This is a genomic window from Nitrospirillum pindoramense, from assembly GCF_007827955.1.
In the GTDB taxonomy this organism is placed as follows: domain Bacteria; phylum Pseudomonadota; class Alphaproteobacteria; order Azospirillales; family Azospirillaceae; genus Nitrospirillum; species Nitrospirillum amazonense_B.
The window spans coordinates 139,726-156,051 of the sequence record NZ_VITR01000013.1 but is presented as its reverse complement, the minus strand read 5'-3'; the positions used below and the strand labels follow the sequence as shown (position 1 = coordinate 156,051).

Annotated in this window: 18 protein-coding genes and 1 tRNA gene; 7 read left to right on the top strand and 12 right to left on the bottom strand. The window is 68.5% G+C overall.

What is annotated here, in order from left to right; translation table 11 throughout:
- Positions 1-4 precede the first annotated feature (4 nt).
- Positions 5-739: an HAD family hydrolase gene (locus FBZ90_RS20825; protein WP_246130597.1), complete on the top strand. Its 735-nt coding sequence runs from the start codon at positions 5-7 to the stop codon at positions 737-739.
- A 114-nt stretch (positions 740-853) separates the two neighbouring features.
- On the opposite strand, the gene FBZ90_RS20820 is transcribed toward FBZ90_RS20825, so the two are convergent.
- Both FBZ90_RS20820 and FBZ90_RS20815 read right to left on the bottom strand, forming a co-directional pair.
- Positions 854-1,138, bottom strand: a complete 285-nt coding sequence (locus tag FBZ90_RS20820; RefSeq protein WP_145734901.1) for a hypothetical protein — start codon at positions 1,136-1,138, stop codon at positions 854-856.
- Between the two features lie 145 nt (positions 1,139-1,283).
- Positions 1,284-2,567, bottom strand: coding sequence for a PQQ-dependent sugar dehydrogenase (locus FBZ90_RS20815; RefSeq protein ID WP_145734900.1), 1,284 nt, complete (start codon positions 2,565-2,567; stop codon positions 1,284-1,286).
- A 224-nt stretch (positions 2,568-2,791) separates the two neighbouring features.
- On the opposite strand from FBZ90_RS20815, the gene FBZ90_RS20810 reads away from it, so the two are divergent.
- Positions 2,792-3,214, top strand: a complete 423-nt coding sequence (locus FBZ90_RS20810; protein WP_145734899.1) for a YccF domain-containing protein — start codon at positions 2,792-2,794, stop codon at positions 3,212-3,214.
- A 62-nt stretch (positions 3,215-3,276) separates the two neighbouring features.
- Here the strand turns inward: FBZ90_RS20810 and FBZ90_RS20805 are convergent, their stop codons facing one another.
- A complete protein-coding gene (locus tag FBZ90_RS20805; protein WP_186455960.1) occupies positions 3,277-4,377 on the bottom strand; it encodes a patatin-like phospholipase family protein in 1,101 nt (366 codons plus the stop codon).
- Between the two features lie 196 nt (positions 4,378-4,573).
- Here FBZ90_RS20805 and FBZ90_RS20800 point away from each other — a divergent pair, with 196 nt between their 5' ends.
- On the top strand, positions 4,574-4,834 hold the full coding sequence (locus FBZ90_RS20800) for a hypothetical protein (RefSeq protein ID WP_145734897.1): 261 nt from the start codon (positions 4,574-4,576) through the stop codon (positions 4,832-4,834).
- A gap of 25 nt (positions 4,835-4,859) precedes the next feature.
- On the opposite strand, the gene FBZ90_RS20795 is transcribed toward FBZ90_RS20800, so the two are convergent.
- Positions 4,860-4,946 (bottom strand) — tRNA-Leu (locus tag FBZ90_RS20795).
- Positions 4,947-5,033: 87 nt separating this feature from the next.
- Complete coding sequence (locus FBZ90_RS20790) at positions 5,034-5,810, bottom strand: competence/damage-inducible protein A (protein ID WP_145734896.1); 777 nt, start codon at positions 5,808-5,810, stop codon at positions 5,034-5,036.
- 253 nt (positions 5,811-6,063) lie between these two features.
- On the opposite strand from FBZ90_RS20790, the gene map reads away from it, so the two are divergent.
- Positions 6,064-6,909, top strand: coding sequence for a type I methionyl aminopeptidase (gene map / locus FBZ90_RS20785; protein ID WP_145734895.1), 846 nt, complete (start codon positions 6,064-6,066; stop codon positions 6,907-6,909).
- A 66-nt stretch (positions 6,910-6,975) separates the two neighbouring features.
- Here map and FBZ90_RS20780 read toward each other — a convergent pair whose 3' ends face one another.
- The gene (locus tag FBZ90_RS20780; protein WP_145734894.1) at positions 6,976-7,443 is read right to left on the bottom strand and encodes a hypothetical protein; all 468 of its coding nucleotides are present in this window, start codon (positions 7,441-7,443) and stop codon (positions 6,976-6,978) included.
- Positions 7,444-7,697: 254 nt separating this feature from the next.
- On the opposite strand from FBZ90_RS20780, the gene radC reads away from it, so the two are divergent.
- Entirely contained in the window at positions 7,698-8,444 is a 747-nt protein-coding gene (gene radC / locus FBZ90_RS20775; RefSeq protein ID WP_145734893.1) for a RadC family protein, read from the top strand.
- A 95-nt stretch (positions 8,445-8,539) separates the two neighbouring features.
- On the opposite strand, the gene FBZ90_RS20770 is transcribed toward radC, so the two are convergent.
- Positions 8,540-9,580 carry an alpha/beta fold hydrolase gene (locus FBZ90_RS20770; protein WP_145734892.1) on the bottom strand — a complete coding sequence of 347 codons (1,041 nt, stop codon included), beginning with the start codon at positions 9,578-9,580 and terminating at the stop codon, positions 8,540-8,542.
- Positions 9,581-9,624: 44 nt separating this feature from the next.
- Positions 9,625-11,412, bottom strand: a complete 1,788-nt coding sequence (locus tag FBZ90_RS20765; RefSeq protein ID WP_145734891.1) for a redoxin family protein — start codon at positions 11,410-11,412, stop codon at positions 9,625-9,627.
- Positions 11,413-11,566: 154 nt separating this feature from the next.
- Between FBZ90_RS20765 and FBZ90_RS20760 the strand changes: the two genes are divergently transcribed.
- Entirely contained in the window at positions 11,567-12,064 is a 498-nt protein-coding gene (locus FBZ90_RS20760) for a MarR family winged helix-turn-helix transcriptional regulator (RefSeq protein WP_145734890.1), read from the top strand.
- Between the two features lie 9 nt (positions 12,065-12,073).
- On the opposite strand, the gene FBZ90_RS20755 is transcribed toward FBZ90_RS20760, so the two are convergent.
- On the bottom strand, positions 12,074-13,291 hold the full coding sequence (locus tag FBZ90_RS20755) for a TCR/Tet family MFS transporter (RefSeq protein ID WP_145734889.1): 1,218 nt from the start codon (positions 13,289-13,291) through the stop codon (positions 12,074-12,076).
- Between the two features lie 84 nt (positions 13,292-13,375).
- Here FBZ90_RS20755 and FBZ90_RS20750 point away from each other — a divergent pair, with 84 nt between their 5' ends.
- A complete protein-coding gene (locus FBZ90_RS20750) occupies positions 13,376-14,005 on the top strand; it encodes a TetR/AcrR family transcriptional regulator C-terminal domain-containing protein (RefSeq protein WP_145734888.1) in 630 nt (209 codons plus the stop codon).
- Between the two features lie 167 nt (positions 14,006-14,172).
- Here the strand turns inward: FBZ90_RS20750 and purS are convergent, their stop codons facing one another.
- The 3 genes from purS to FBZ90_RS20735 form a co-directional block, all read right to left on the bottom strand.
- The gene (purS, locus tag FBZ90_RS20745; protein WP_145734887.1) at positions 14,173-14,412 is read right to left on the bottom strand and encodes a phosphoribosylformylglycinamidine synthase subunit PurS; all 240 of its coding nucleotides are present in this window, start codon (positions 14,410-14,412) and stop codon (positions 14,173-14,175) included.
- A gap of 79 nt (positions 14,413-14,491) precedes the next feature.
- Entirely contained in the window at positions 14,492-15,250 is a 759-nt protein-coding gene (gene purC, locus FBZ90_RS20740; protein ID WP_145611017.1) for a phosphoribosylaminoimidazolesuccinocarboxamide synthase, read from the bottom strand.
- Between the two features lie 174 nt (positions 15,251-15,424).
- Entirely contained in the window at positions 15,425-16,210 is a 786-nt protein-coding gene (locus FBZ90_RS20735; protein ID WP_145734886.1) for an NRDE family protein, read from the bottom strand.
- Positions 16,211-16,326: the final 116 nt, after the last annotated feature.

Below are 16,326 nucleotides of genomic sequence, written 5' to 3'. Positions count from 1 at the left end.
TGCCATGCCGCCCCGGCACTGGCGGCGGGCGGTGGGCCGGGGTATCCCCACCACCACTGGTTCACCGCACGATGAAGGCACGGACATGCCGTTCCCCCACGCCATCCACGCCGCGATCTTTGACATGGACGGCCTGTTGATCGATAGCGAGCGCCCGCTGCGCGGCGCCATGATGGCCGCCGCCGTGACGGTGGAGCGGCCCATGACGGAGCTTTTCTACGGCACCCTCATCGGCCGGCCCTATCCAGCGGTGCGCCAGATGCTGGTGGACCATTTCGGGGGTGAGGTCGTGTTCGACCGCTTCACCGAGCTGTACCGCGCGGCCATCCAGGCGCATTTCGATGCCGGCATCGCCCTGATGGCCGGTGTGGTCGAGCTGCTGGATCATCTGGACGCGGCCGGCATCCCCATGGCGGTGGCGACCAGCACCCAGCGGGAGCGGGCGCTGCACCACCTGACCCAGGCCGGTATCGCCCATCGCTTCCGCGCCGTCATCGGCGGCGACGACGTCAGCCAGGGCAAGCCGCATCCAGAGCCCTATCTCAAGGCCGCCGCCGCGCTGGACATCGCCCCCCGCCACTGCATCGCGCTGGAGGACAGCCACAACGGCATCCGCGCCGCGCACGCCGCCGGCATGATGGCGGTGATGGTGCCGGACCTGCTGGCCCCCACCGAGGAGATCGAGGCGTTGTGCCGGGTGGCGGCCGACCTGCACGAGGTTCGCCGCTGGGTGGCCTGACGCCTCAAGCGGGCGCCTGAAGCGAGGGCTCCGCGCGCATAACAAAAAGGGCCGGCAGCGCATGCTGTCGACCCTCGGAACCGGGCCTCAATGAGGCCCGCAGTCAGCTGAAACTCAGACGGTCAGGTTCACGAACGCGCCACGGGTGCGGCCGGTGTCCGACGCCGCCTTCACCTGATCCTGCGTCGGGCTGAAGTTCTGCGTGAAGCTGCTGCTGTTGTTGGACGCGCTGTTGTCGGTGTTGGCCTGGTCTGTGCCCTGATCCGAGGTTCCCTGGGTCTTGACCGGGGAGATGGACTGGACCTGCGAGTTGGAGACATCGGTGGTCGAACCGACACCGGACGTCAGGAACGTCGCGCCGTAACCAGAGCTGTAAAAGTTGATGCCGCCGATGGACATGGGACTGGCCTCCTTTGACCATCCCTTTATATACGCGCATTACGCAAGGTGGACAAGGGCGGCGACGGCAGAATTTGCCCAGCGCGGCCGCCCTTTCCCTGACCCTGGACTCTAACGGCCACCCGAGTCTTGCAAGTAGAACGGCTTAGGACTTGCCCTTCGCGTGATAGCTGATGCGCCACACCGTGCCGCCGACATCATCCGCCACCAGGACGCTGCCATCATGGGCCATGGCCAGGCCCACGGGGCGGCCCCAGACCTGGGCCGGGTTGGTGCCGGGCAGCCAGAAGCCGGTGGCGAAGTTCACGTAGTGGCCCGCCGGGCGGCCATGGGTGAACGGGACGTAGACGATCTTGTAGCCTGTGGGCTTCGCCTTGTTCCACGAGCCATGCAGGGTGACGAAGGCGCCGCCCTGGTAATCCGCCGGGAACTGGTGGCCGGTGTAGAACAGCAGCCCCAGGGGGGCGGAGTGGGCGTCAAACAGCAGGTCGGGCACGATGGCCTTGGCCACCAGGTCCGGCCGCTTGTCGGCGTAGTCCGGCTGCGGATGGTTGCCGATGTAGGAATAAGGCCAGCCATAAAAGCCCTCGGGCTGCAGCCGGGTGAAATAGTCGGGCACCAGGCCATCGCCCAGGCCGTCGCGCTCATTCACCACGGCGTAGAGGTCGTCGGTACCGGGGTAGAACTGCAAGCCCACCGGGTTGCGGGTGCCGGAGGCGTAAACGCGCTTCACCGTGCCGTCCATGTTGAATTCGGTCACGGTGGCATGGGGCTTGGGGTCCTCCGCGATGTTGCTCATGGACCCGATGCCGACGAAGAAGCTCTTGCCGTCCGGGGCGAATTCCAGGGACCGGGTGGGGTGGCCCTTGGGTTGTCCCAGGGCGCCGTCCGGCGTGACCTGGATGCGGTCGCCGGCCGGCTTCGTGTCGCCCTCCTTGTAGGGGATTTTCCACACCGCCTTGATATCGCCGACCCAGAGGTAGCCGTCGTGGAACTCGATACCGTAGGGGCGGTCGAAGCCGCCGGCGAAAGTGATGATCTGGTCGGCCTGCCCGGTGCCCTTGCTGTCGCGCAGCAGGGTGATCTCCCCTGGCGTGGCCTGGCGCGCCAGGAAGACATCGCCATTGGGGGCAACGGCCAGGTTGCGCGCACGGCTGAGGCCGGTGGCGAAGATGGATACGGTGAAGCCCTTGGGCACGTTCAGACTGGCCCCGTCGGGGCGCGCCACCTCTTCCGACGCATTGCCCACGCCGTCCGTGGCGTAGGGCGCCGGCAGGTCGGCCGGGCGGACCTGGATGCGCTGGCCGACCTTTTGTTCGGGATTGGCCTGCTCGGCCTTGGGGGACGCGGTCGCGGCGGACCAGACGGGGGCCAGCGCCCCCAGGCTGAGGCTGACAAGGGACAGGACGGCAAGGCTGCTGCGGCGCATGGGGTCGCTCGGGATGTGCGGGGGATGATACCGTTGTCACTGTCGGTGACTTCCTCCGCCTTCGCAAGGTCGCAACATGGACTATGGCGACTGGGACCCTCTGGCCCGGGGCCGGGGGACGTCCCCTTGTGGCCCCACCAGCTCGGGCCAGTGTGGTCCTGGACGAAAGGACACGCTTCAGGAATGATCACCGGCAGGAAAACAACAACCAAGGCCGTGGCGTCATGATCAGCCTGCTGATGAACATCCTGTGGGTGGTGCTGTTCGGATTCACCGGGGCGCTGGCCTGGTTCATGGCCGCGATCCTGATGGTGATCAGCATCGTCGGCATCCCCTGGGCCCGCGCGGCCTTCAACATGGGGCTGTTCGTGCTGTGGCCCTTCGGCCAAATGGCGGTGGACCGCCGCGTGCTGACCGGGCGGGAGGATATCGGCACCAGCCCGCTGGGCTTCCTGGGCAATGTCGTGTGGTTCGTGTTCGCCGGCTGGTGGCTGGCGCTGTACCATATCCTGGCCGGCGTCGTCTGGTTCGTGACCATCATCGGCATCCCCTTCGCCATCCAGCACTTCAAGTTCGCGGTGCTGGCGCTGGCCCCCATCGGCAAGGCCATCGTGCCGGTGGAGACCATGGGGATGCCCCGGTATTAAGGTCCTCAAGCGCCGGGGGCTCTCTCTGGCAGTCGCGGCCTGGGAAAAGGGGCGGCAGCCATTCAGCGCTGCAACGGCTCCAGCAAATCCGGGATGCGGTCGCGGTCGACGGCGTCCAGGAATTCGTCGGCCAGGCGGTCGGTTTCGGCCACGGCCTGGCGCCAGTAGCGCTGGCGCTCGGCGGGGGGCAGCGCCTTGAAATCGCGCCGGTCGGGAATCTTGCCATGGGGCAAGGACGCCAGAAATTCCTCCGACGGGCACAGCAACAGGGTGCGGGACAGCGAGGTGGCCGCCGGGCGGCGCCAGGCCAGGGCCTTGTCGAACCAGCCCGGCACCACTTTGGCCCCGAAATGGGGGAACAGCACCAGGTCGCTGCCCGGCGTCTCCGCCACGAACGGAATATCCAGGTGATAGTCCATGATGCCGCCGTCCATATAGGCGCCGGGCCTGGCCCCGCCGATGTCGCGCACCAGCTCGAACAGGAAGGGGATGGCGCCCGAGGCCATCAGGGCATCGGCCAGGTTGGCCGGGGTCAGCGGTACGCGCCGGGTGGGGAAGCCGGCCCCCAAGTCGAAGGGGTCGGCGGCGCGCGGGTCGGCGAAGAGCGTGCGCTGAAAGAACAGGGACAGGCTGCGGCGGCTGACCAGGTTGGCCAATCCCGCCGCGCCGATGCCCGCCCCCACCCAGGCGGGATGGCGGGCGCTGAGCGGCCCCCGCCCCCGCACCGCCAGGACGGAGAGGCGCATGGCCGGGTGGGACAGGATTTCCCGCGCGCCCCTGCGGTCACCGTCATGAGCGCCGGACGGCGAGCCCAGGATGATGTCCAGGAAGGCGCGGCTTTCCCGCGTCAGGGTGGGCATGGTGGCGTCGGAGGGGACGTAGGCCAGGTAGGCTTCCTCGAACCGGCGCAGCACCGTGGCCGGGTCCTGCCGCGCCATGGCGGCGAAGCGCCAGCTGCCGATGGAGCTGCCCACCATGGCCAGCGGCCGGGTGCGCCCCCGGAACCAGCGCGCCAGGATGGCCCGGTCCAGGCGAGTCAGCGCCAGCCACTTCGGCCCGCCGGACGCCCCCGCCACGGTGCCGAACAGCTCATCCGACACGCCGTCACGGCGCAGGCGGGCCATGGCCTCGGGCCCAGCCAGGAAACGCAAGGCACGCGCCACATCATCCCCCTTTTCCACAGCACCGGACTCGGTCACTGGATTCGGCCCCGGATTCCGCTTGAACCGGGACGCAATCCCGCGCATGGCATGGCGCCCGCCCCATCCGCTATGATGGCGGCGGCACCGGCCATCGCCATGGCGCGCGGCCGGGCGCACCACCCTTAAGCATCTGATTGTTATTCAAGGAGTTGCCACCATGTCCACCCCCCATAAGCGTGCCATGGAAGCCGTGCTGGAAGCCGCCGATATCGATATCAAGGCGGCCCTGGAGGAACGGGGGATCACCGACAAGCATTCGGAAGAGGCCGACGACACCATCCTGGACGTGGCCATCCTGCATGCCTGGCGCATCTTCGTGCGCATCAACGAGGCTCAGGGCCTGACCGTCGACCCCGGCCTGTTCGTCGACCTGGCCAGCGAACTGGCCGAGGACATGGCGGAAGACCGGGAGCAGTGACCTAAGGGAGAGACGGCCCCACCCCTGGTGCCCGCTGCCGGGATCGAACCGGCACGCCCGTGAGGGCGAGGGATTTTAAGTCCCTTGCGTCTACCAATTCCGCCAAGCGGGCGTTCCAGGGTCGAGGCCGGGAGGGACCCTAGCGGAGGTGGGGCCGCCAGGGCAAGACCGGTTACGCATGCGGAGGAGGACGTCCCCGTCAGGCCGCCCCCTCCACCACCTCGGCATCCGCCCCCATGCCGCGCACCAGGGCCGCGACCTCGTCGGTGGCGGCGGCCAAGCGGGCCGCGTCCGGGCTGCGCAGCACCAGGCTGGTGGCGAAGCGGCCCTCGCGATAGGTGGGATAGCTGCCGATGTCCACGTCGGCATAGCGGTCCTGGATGGCGCTGAGGCCGCCGGCCAACTCCCCCTCCCCCACCAGGCAGCGCACGGTGCGGGCCAGCACCACCGGGCCGCCCACCAGGCGGTTCGTCAGGCCGGCCAGCATGGCCTGCATGATGGAGGGGACGCCCGCCATGACGAAAACGTTGCCGATCTGGAAGCCGGGGGCCGCCGACACCGGGTTGTCGATCAGGATGCCGCCCTGGGGCACGTTGGCCATGCGCAGCCGCGCCTCGTTCAATTCCCGGCCCGTGCCGGCGTAGTGCGCCTCCAGCCGGCGCACCGCCTCGGGATCGCGCAGCAGGGGCACGCCGAAGGCCTTGGCCACGCAGGCCGCCGTGATGTCGTCATGGGTGGGCCCGATGCCGCCGGTGGTGAAGACGTAGGTGTGGCGGGCGCGGGCCTGGTTCACCGCCTCGATGATCGCCGCCTCGTCGTCCGCCACCACCCGCGCCTCCTTCAGGCGCACGCCCAGGCCACCCAGCACCTTGGCCAGATGGTTCAGGTTCACGTCCTGGGTGCGCCCGGACAGGATCTCATTGCCGATGATGATCAGGCAGGCGGTGGGCACGGTGCTGGCGGCGACGTCGGTCATGGGGGCAGGCTTTCCTCGCGGGGGGGCATGGCCCGATTATAGGGGGAAATCGCCCGCCGCCAACCGGCGCGGGGCGCCGATTCGGGAGCCTGCCCTGCCCCGGATTGCCTTGCCGTCCCGCCTTGGCGCGCCTAAGTTCGGAACCGTATGTCCGGCGCCGTTCGGCGGCCGGGCCCCGGTGTTTAGCCGGGTATGTTTGGCGAGGGGTGTCAGGCTGGGCAAGGCCCGCCCCCGAAGGCATGGATTCGAGAGCATGAACAGAGGCGAAGCGACCGCCACCGCGGATGAAGAGTACGAACTGGAAGACCGCGGCATCGTCATTCACGGCGCGGACGGCTTCGCCGCCATGCGCAAGGCCGGCCAGACGGCCGCCGCGCTGCTGGACTACCTGACCCCGTTCGTCGTGCCCGGCGTGGCGACGGAGGAGATCGACCGGCTGTGCGAGGAGTGGACGCAGGCCCATGGCGCCACGTCGGCCACCCTGGGCTATCGCGGCTATCCCAAATCCTGCTGCATTTCCGTCAACCATGTGGTCTGCCACGGCATTCCCAGCGACAAGCGGCTGCAGAAGGGCGATATCGCCAACATCGACGTCACCGTCATCGTCGACGGCTGGTACGGCGACACCAGCCGCATGTTCTTCGTGGGCGACGACGTGCCCCTGAAGGCGCGCAAGCTGGTGGACGTGACGTATGAGGCCATGATGCGCGGCATCCAGGCGGTGCGCCCCGGCGCCACCCTGGGCGACATCGGCCACGCCATCCAGACCTTCGCCGAGGCTAACCGCTTCTCCGTCGTGCGCGACTTCTGCGGCCACGGCGTGGGCAAGGTGTTCCACACCGCCCCGTCCGTCCTGCATTTCGGCAAGCCCGGCCAGGGCACGGAGTTGAAGGAAGGCATGATCTTCACCATCGAGCCCATGATCAACATCGGCCGCTATGACGTGAAGATCCTATCCGACGGCTGGACCGCCGTGACCAAGGACAAGAGCCTGTCGGCGCAGTTCGAGCACACCGTGGGCGTGACCAAGGACGGCTGTGAGATTTTCACCCTGTCCCCTGCCGGCTTCCACCGCCCGCCCTATGCGGCCAAGGCCTGACACCGCTGTTCCGCGACAGCGTGTGACGAGAGCCCCGCCCGGCACCACCGGGCGGGGTTTTCTGTTTCAGGCGCGCACCGCCTGCCCCTGCCCGCCCCGGACGTGCCGGTCCAGAAAATCGCTCACGGCGGCCTGGGTATGGGCCAGCACCTGGCGCAACGAGCCCAGGGCCTCCGCCTCCGCCACGCCCTGGGTCGCGCGGCGCGCCAGGAAGCGGCTGATATGGGCCAGCCGGGGGTTTCCCATCTCCGCCGCCGCCCCCGTCAGCAGATAGGCGTAATGACGGACGGCCTCCGGTGCTGCCTCTTGCAACGCTTGTTCCAACGCCGCACCGGCATCCACCAAGCATTCGGCATAAAGCACCAGGATCTCCGACACCGGGCCATGCCCCAGGGACAGGGCGTAGCGGCTGAGGCGCTCTTCTTCCACCAAGGGAATGCCGGGCAGGCGCTCCCACCCACGATCTTCCGCCACAGCCGCCGATTTTTCAGCGCGGAGCGTCTTGGCGGCGGACAGGGGAATGGGGTCGTGCATCGCGGCGGAACTCCTCTCGGCGGGCGGAGTACCTCCGAAGCAATAGACGTGCCAGATGGGCGCCAAGCTGCCCCACGACGGCTCCCGGCGAGTCGCGCCCCTATGTCCGCCGTGTCCGCCTTGTCCGTCCGGGCATGTCCGGACACGGTGGACAGGCAGGATTTACCGGGCGTTGGTCGCGCCCCTCGTTTCCTGCCGGCCACTGGCAGGCGAACTGCCCACCGCCTATACTGCCAAGGCGCGAGAGTGGGGGGATGGGCATGGGCCGCGACCAGGACAACAACGCCGTATTGGACCTCGATTTGGCGGCGCCGGCCGCGAAGGAGCCGCCCCCGCACTACCATGGCCATCGCGACCGCCTGCGCGACCGCTTCCTCACCCAGGGTCCGGAGGCCCTGCAGGACTATGAGCTGGTGGAGCTGCTGTTGTTCCAGGCCATACCCCGGCGTGACGTGAAGCCGCTGGCCAAGCAGCTGCTGGGCCGCTTCGGATCGTTCTGGGGCTTGGTGTCGGCGCCAGTGGCCACCCTGCGCGACGAATTCAAGCTGAGCGACGCCGCCATCGGCGCCATCAAGGTGGTCGCCGCCGCCGCCCTGCGCATGGCGCGGCGGGAGTTGCTGGACCGGCCGGTGCTGTCGTCATGGGAGAAGTTGCTGGACTACTGCCAAGGCGCCCTGGCGCACGAACCGGTGGAGCAGTTCCGCGTGCTGTTCCTGGACGGCCGGCACGCGCTGCTGCGCGACGAGGTGCAGCAGCGCGGCACGGTCAACCAGACGGCGGCCTACCCGCGTGAGGTGTTGAAGCGCGCGCTGGAACTGGGCGCCAGCGGCGTCATCCTGGTGCACAACCACCCCAGCGGCGATCCCAGCCCCAGCCGGGCGGACATCCAGATGACCAAGGCCATCGTGGAGGCCGCCAAGGCCCTGGAGATATCGGTGCACGACCATCTGGTCATCGGCCGGGGCCGGCACTTCAGCTTTCGGGCGCAGGGGCTGATTTAATGTCTTTCCGATTTGAATAGAATCGCCGGAAAGACATTAAGCATTTGGTTTGTCGTGTGATCGCTTCAGGTGACGCCACCTGAAGCGATCACGCTCTACAGCGTCACCACATCCAGCACCGCCTGCGCGAAGGCCTGCGGCGCCTCCTGTGGCAGGTTGTGGCCGATGCCGCCCGTGACCAGCCGGTGGGCGTAGGGGCCGGTGAACTTGGCGGCATAGGCGGCGGGCTCGGGATGCGGAGCGCCGTTGGCGTCGCCCTCCAGCGTGATGGTGGGGACAGCGACGACGGGGGCGGCGGCCAGCTGGCGCTCCAACGCCGCGTAGTGCGCCTCGCCCTCCGCCAAGCCCAGGCGCCAGCGGTAATTGTGAATGACAATGGCGACATGGTCCGGGTTGTCGAAGGCGGCGGCCGAGCGCTGGTACGTGGCCTCATCAAAGCCCCATTTCGGGGAGGCCAGTCGCCAGATCAGCCGATTGAAGTCCAAACGGTTGGACTCGTAGCCCTGCCGGCCCCGCTCCGTCGCGAAGTAGAACTGGTACCACCAGGACAGTTCCGCCTGGGGCGGCAGCGGCTTGCGCCCCGCCTCCTGGCTGCCGATGAGATAACCGCTGACCGATACCAGGGCGCGACACCGCTCCGGCCACAGGGCGGCCACGATGTCGGCGGAGCGGGCGCCCCAGTCGAAGCCGGCGATCACGGCCTTGTCGATCTCCAACGCGTCCATCAAGGCGATGACGTCGGCGGCCAGCGCCGCGGGTTCGCCATTGCGCAAGGTCTGGCCTGAAATGAAGCGGGTTGTGCCGAAGCCGCGCAGGTGGGGCACGATGACGCGGTGGCCCGCCGCCGTCAGCAACGGCACCACGTCGATGAAGGCGTGAATGTCATAGGGCCACCCGTGCAGCAGGATGACGACAGGGCCCTGGGCCGGCCCGGCATCGACATAGCCGATGGACAGCGGGCCGGCGGCCACCTGCCTCAGGCCCGTGAAGACCTTGAGGGGTCCGGATGGGGCCGGTGGGGCCTTTTCAGCGGCAGCCGCCTTGGCACTGGTGAGAAGGCCGAACTGGGCGGCGGCGATGGCGGCAGCGGCCCCGAACAGGCGGCGGCGGGCCAGATTGACCACAGGGGCGGACATGGGAGGGGTCTCCGGTAACGGAAATTGGCGGGGAATAGGGCGGATCAGCCGAAGGTGAAGGCGTAGGCACGGGCACCGGGGTCCAGGAACTCGATCTCGAAGGTGTGATCGGCCACCGGGCCGGACTGGCGGACCAGCTGATAGAGCTTGGCGGCGCGCACCGTGCCCATGCCGTCGGCGTCCACATCGGTGCCGTGGTCGGCGCCAGGGACGGCGCCGTCGATGCGCACCCGGAAGCGGATGGGCTGGCCATCGGCGCCCGGCGCCAGCACCAGGTGCAGATCGCGGGCATGGAAGCGGTAGGCGATGCGGGCCCCGGCCTGGCCGACGGTGGCGAATTCCCGGCCCACCGTCCAATCGCCCGCCAGGGTCCAGCGGTTCAGGCGCAAGTTGGCGGCGGGGCGATAACGCGCGGGGGCATCGGCCACGATGTCATCGCCACCGGAATAGCGCTGGCCTTCGCCATACCCCACATAGGTTTCGGGTGAGCCCAGGTCGTTGAGGTCGGCGGCGGCCTGCGTGCCCTCACCCTGGACCGCGGGTACGGGGGCCCGGCCGGCAGGGCCTTGGGCAGCGGGGTCTTGGGTAACGGGGTCTTGGGTAACGGGTGCGGCCAGGGCATCCGCCAGCGCCTTGCGGATGACGCGTTCCGTCTTGTCGTAGTCGCCCTCCCCGAAGGCCTGGTAGAGGACGCGGCCATCGGCGCCCACCACGTACAGGGCCGGCCAGGCCTGGTTGTCGAAGGCGCGCCAGATGCGATAATCGCTGTCCACCGCCACGGGGTAGGTCACGTCCAGGGTGGCGGCGGCCCTGGTGATGTTGTCGACATCCCGCTCAAAGGCGAATTCCGGGGTGTGGACACCCACGACCACCAGGCCCCGGTCCTTGTACTGCGCCGCCCATTGGCGGACATGGGGCAAGGCGCGCAGGCAGTTGATGCAGGAATAGGTCCAGAAGTTCACCAGCACCACATGGCCACGCAGGGCGTCCGCCGTCAGGCCCGGGGTGTTGACCCAGGCCTTGGCCTTCAGCACGTCGGCCAGGGGGCCGGTCAGAGGCGGGGTGGCGGCCAGGGTCGCCGCCTGGGCGGCGCCGAACGGGTGGAAGCCCAGCACTTTGACCAGCGCCCGTTCCACCTTGTCGGTCGCCAGCGACGGCACGCCCAGGAACAGGCGGCTGTCCAGGCCGGCGGCGCCCATCACCGCCGTGGCCACCACCGCCCCGCCCACCAGCCTGCGCAGACCCTCCGTCCAGCGGGAGGCGGCCGGGGGCAGCGCGCGGATCAGCCGCCCGCCCCCGGCCATCACGATGGCCAGCGGCGTGGCGGCACCCAGGGCGTAGACGAACAACAGCAGGGTGGTGTGCAGCCCCGGCCCGCGCAGGGCGGCGGCGCTGAGGATCAGGCCCAGCACCGGCCCGGCGCAAGGCGCCCACACCAGGCCCGTGGCCAGCCCCAGCACCAGGGATGAGACGACCGTGCGGTCGGCGCCAGTGTTGAACCGGGCGGCCAAACGGGCGCCCACCGTCACCAGCGGGGCGGCCAGGCGGTCGGCCAGGGCCGGCCAGATCATGGCCAAGCCGAACAGGGTGACCAGGGCCAAGCCCACGGCCCGGCCATATTGGTTGGCCGCCACCGCCCAGCCACCTGCGGCCGCCAAGCTGGCGGAAACGGCGAAGGCCACCGCCAGGCCGAGCAGCAGCGGCAGGGCGTGAAAGCCGCGCCCCGGACGGCAGGAAACCACAGGGGCGACCACGATGGGCAGCAGGGGCAGGATGCAGGGGGCGGCAAAGGTCAGCACACCCGCCAGGTACGCCAGGATGAGGGAGGCCATGGGGATCATCCTTATGATGAGCGTATCCGCTTTAATCGGATACGCTTTAATAGATCGTCTTCAAGTGCCCGTCAATTCCCGATTTAATCGCATCCGTGCTATATCGACGACAGAGGCGGGACGCCGTCCGTTCCCCCCTTTGGAAAGAACACCGATGACCCACCCGGATGCCCCCAAGCCCCCCGCCCCCCCACCGGATGAGGTGGCTCCCCCCGCCTCCCTGCCCAAGCTGGCGGACTTCCTGTGCTTCGCCGTCTATTCCGCGAATCTGGCATACGGCCGCGCCTACAAGGCGATCCTGGACGAACTGGGCGTCACCTATACCCAGTGGATCACAATCGTCGCCCTGTGGGAGCAGGACGACCAGACGGTCAGCGGCCTGGGCGAGAAGCTGTTCCTGGAGTCGAACACCCTGACGCCCATCCTGAAAAAACTGGAGTCGCTGGGCTATCTGCAGCGCCAGCGCGACCCAGCGGACGAACGCCAGGTGCGGGTCAGCCTGACCCCCGCCGGCCGGAACCTTCGGGAAAAAGGAGGCCAGCGCACCCTGGTGCAGGCCAGCGGCCTGACGCCGGAGGAATTCAAGACAGTGCAAAAGACCGTGAGCCGCCTGCGTGACAACCTGCTGAAGCACGCGGAGGGGGAGCGGTAAAGCCCGCCCTCATTCCCCCGACGGCGCCTCAGCGGATGGTTCTGTTGGCGCCAACGCCTTGCGACTGGGCAGCAGCGGGACGGCGACGGCGTAGGCCAGAACGCCCAGCAGCCAGACGGCACCGGGCATGCTGGTCCGGGTGGCGCCATAGACGGCGGTGAAGGCCAGGGGACCGCCGATTCCCACCAGGCTGCCCAGCGCCGCCAGCGTGCCCTGCAACTCCCCCTGCCGGCTCGCGCCCACCCGGAAGGACATCAGCGCCTGCAGCGCGGGCTCGATAATGCCACCCAGGGAGAACAGCGGCATGATGAGGAAAACGGCCAAGCCATGGGTGGCGAAGGCCATGACGATGTAGGCGACGGCGTCGGCCACCGCCGCCAGGATGAAGGCCCCCCTCTCCCCCAGCCGGCGGATCACCGGCTCGGTCACGAAGGATTGCGCCAGGGCGTGCAGCAGGCCGTAGGCGGCCAGCGACCATCCCACCACCGCCGCGTCCCAGGCGAAACGGTCCTGGCCGTTCAATACCCACAGGGAACCGGCCAGCTGGCCCGCCGCCTCCGCCAGGACGTAGACCACCAGCAGCCGCGCCAGCACCGGCACGGTGACGACCCAGCGCAGGGACGCAAGCGCGTTCAGCGCCCCCAGGGTGATAGGCTTGCGTTCCGCCGCCGAAGCCCGGCGCGACTCCGGCAGCACCAGCAAGGCCAGCAGGAAGTTCAGGGCGGTCAGGCCGGCCGCCAGCAGAAAGGGCGCCCGCAATGACACCATGCCCAGCAGCCCGCCCAGCGCCGGGCCGGCGATGAAGCCGATGCCGAAGGCGGCCCCCATGCGCCCGTACTGCTTGGCCCGCCCCGCCCCCTCCGTCGTGTCGGTGATATAGGCGGTGATGACCGCCATGTTGGCGGAGGTGACGCCGGCCAGGATGCGCCCGGCGGCGACGACCCAGAGGTTGGGCGACCAAGCCAAGGCCAGATAGTCCAGCGCCCCACCGGCCAACGACAGCAGCAGGATGGGCCGCCGTCCGTAGCGGTCGCTGAGGGCGCCCAGGACCGGGGCGCAGAAAAACTGCATGAGCGCGAAGGCCGCCAGCAGCAGGCCGTACAGCGGCGCCACGTCGTCCGTCCCCGCCAGCTCGCGCAACAGCCCCGGCAAGATGGGCATGATGATGCCGATACCCACCGCATCCAGCGCCACAGCCAGGAAAACCACAGACAGCGCCTTGTTCATGACGGCCACGCCTTACTCTCTATCACCGATAGGGTTGCATTTTCCCTATCGATGATAGAGAGTCAAGCGGGAACGGAGGACGGCATGCGGCCAGAAGGCAGGTTGACCCGCGATACGGTGGTGCGCGCGGCTTTGGATTTGTTGAACGAGGTGGGCATGGACGGGCTCAGCACCCGCCTGCTGGCGGCGCGCCTGGGCGTGCAGTCCCCCACGCTGTACTGGCATTTCCGCAACAAGCGCGCGCTGTTGGACGCCATGGCCGTGGCCATGCTGGCGCGGCACAAGCATATCTGGCCGCCCGAGGCGGAGGCCGACTGGCGGTCCTGGCTGACCCTCAACGCCCGCAGCTTCCGCCACGCCCTGCTGGCTTATCGCGACGGCGCCCGCGTGCATGCCGGCACGGGCCCCGCGCGGGAGCAGATCCCCTTGGTGGAAGCGCAACTGCGCCTGTTATGCGGACACGGCTTCGCACCGGCGGACGCACTGTCCATCGTGGTGGCGCTGTCGCGCTTCGTCGTGGGATGGGTGCTGGAGGAACAGGCGCGCGCCATGGACGCGCCCGACCGCAACGGCGACATCGCGCCGGAGGTGGGCCCCGAGGCGCCGCTGATGGCGGCGGCCCTGGCCGGCATCCTGGGAGAAAGCGCCGACGCCGCGTTCGATCGGGCGCTGGGCTATTTCATCGCCGGACTGACGCCGGCTGTCATCCGCTAAGGGGCCTCTGATCCTTGGCGGATCAAAGGCTCCCTCAGACGCCGGGCGGCGGACATCCGTCCGCCTTGGCTTATCCTCGCATCCCGGTCCGCTGACGCTTCCCGGAATGCTGCGGCGGCTCCGGTCGGAGCCTACGGCATGAGTTGTCTCTCATGCCGCTGGTCTGGTCACACCAGTTCGATGGCGTAGTTTTCGATGACCGTGTTGGCCAACAGGCGCTGGCACATGGCCTCCACCGCGGCCTTGGCCTTGGCGGCGTCGGTCTCTTCCAGTTCCAGCTCGATCAGCTTGCCCTGACGGACTTCGCCCACGCCGTCGAAGCCCAGGGTCTGCAGGGCGTGGCCAATGGCCTTGCCCTGGGGATCGAGGACGCCGTGCTTCAGCGTGACGGTAACCTTGGCCTTCATGATCGATGCTCTTCCTGGCTAGTTTTACGCGAACGGGGATATGAAAAAGCCCGGGGGCGAAACCGCCCCCGGACCGAACTCACTGCATCAGCTTGGGCGCCTTGACGTCGCCGGGTCCGCCCTCGGGCAGGATGCCCAGGCGGCGCGCCACCTCCTGATAGGCCTCCTCGACCTTGCCCAGATCCTGGCGGAAGCGGTCCTTGTCCAGCTTCTCGTTGGTCTTGATGTCCCACAGGCGGCAATTGTCCGGGCTGATCTCGTCGGCCAGGACGATGCGCATCTCGTCATTGTCCCACAGCCGGCCGAACTCCACCTTGAAGTCCACCAGCTTCAGGCCCGTGCCCAGGAAAAGACCGGACAGGTAGTCGTTGATGCGCAGGCTGAGCGACAGCATGTCGTCCAGATCCTGGGGGCCCGCCCAGCCGAAGGCGGTGATGTGCTCCTCCGACACCATGGGGCAGCCCAGTTCGTCGGACTTGTAATAGAACTCGATGATGGACCGGGGCAGCTGCGTCCCCTCGGGAATGCCGAAGCGCTTGCTGAGCGAGCCGGCGGCGACGTTGCGCACCACTACCTCGACCGGGATGATCTCGACCTCGCGCACCAGCTGCTCGCGCATGTTCAGGCGGCGGACGAAGTGGGTGGGCACACCCATCTCACCCAGGCGGGTCATCAGGTATTCGGAGATGCGGTTGTTCAGCACGCCCTTGCCGGTGATGACGCCCTTCTTGTGCTCATGGGACGTATCATCCTTGAAGTACTGAACCAGCGTGCCGGGCTCGGGCCCTTCAAACAGGTCTTTGGCCTTGCCTTCGTAGATCCGCCGGCGTCGAGACATGGGATCACTTCTTTCGAACGAACGGATGCGGGCGGCATCGGGCGAACGTGCGCATAGCGGAACGCCCGCGCCCAAAGGCCGGCCCTGATATGGCGAGGATATAGCAAGCAATGGGGTTCTGTACAACGCCAGCCACCCCACGCCCCACGCCGGGCGCCTATACGGATAGGGCGATCAACCCAAATCCAGGTCCTGGAAGGGCACCAGGTCCGGCCGCCCGGCGGCGAAGCGCCAGCGGGGCGGCACGCCGGGCCGGTCCATGGCCGGCAGGGCAATGAGGGAACTGCTGGTGGTCTGGAAGCTGCCCCTCCCCTCGATGGGCGGCACGACAATGCACATAGCCTCCCGCGGGTCATCACCGTCCCCGCTGATCCGGCTGGCCAGCAGCATTTCCCATTCCGGCCCCCACGAACCGGAAGACGCGACCGTCTCGGGATCGGGCGCCGGGGCGGCGGCGAACAGGGGACGGTAGCGCCGGGTACGAGGGCAGTCGGCGGCGTTCAGGCCCCGCGCCGTGATCATGGAGACCCCTTCGGGAATGGGGGTCACCCGCACGCGGGTGCGTCCCGCCTCGCCCGTGTGTTCCAACAGCCAGGCGTCGCGGTTGTCGGCCAGCAACAGGTTGAAGGGGCGGTAGGCGCGGGTGTCCAGGTCAGACAGCGCCTCCATCGGGGCGTCGGCATGATCCAGGGCCTCCAGCACCAGCTCCCCGCGCGACCGCTTGCCCGCCGCCGGGCCCAGCGTGCCCTCGCGGTTCAATATGGCGGCCAGCACCCCGGTATCGTTCAGCCCGCACCAACTGCCGTCGGCCAGCTCATCCTTGCCGGCCACCACCTCCGGCCGGTCGGGCCAATGGCGGGCGGGGGGCAGCCAGGGGCGATCATTCATCTCATCGCGGTTGGCGGCGACGATCAGGGGCCAAGCGTGACCCGGACGGCGGAGAAGGATGACACTGCACATGGGATGATGGCACCTGACAGGGTATGGGCCTTCCCACGGGGCGATGTTCCCAGGCGCAATGGGCCAGGGTGCGACGCGTGGCCCCGGGGGATGTAGACCGAAAGCGACCACCCGAT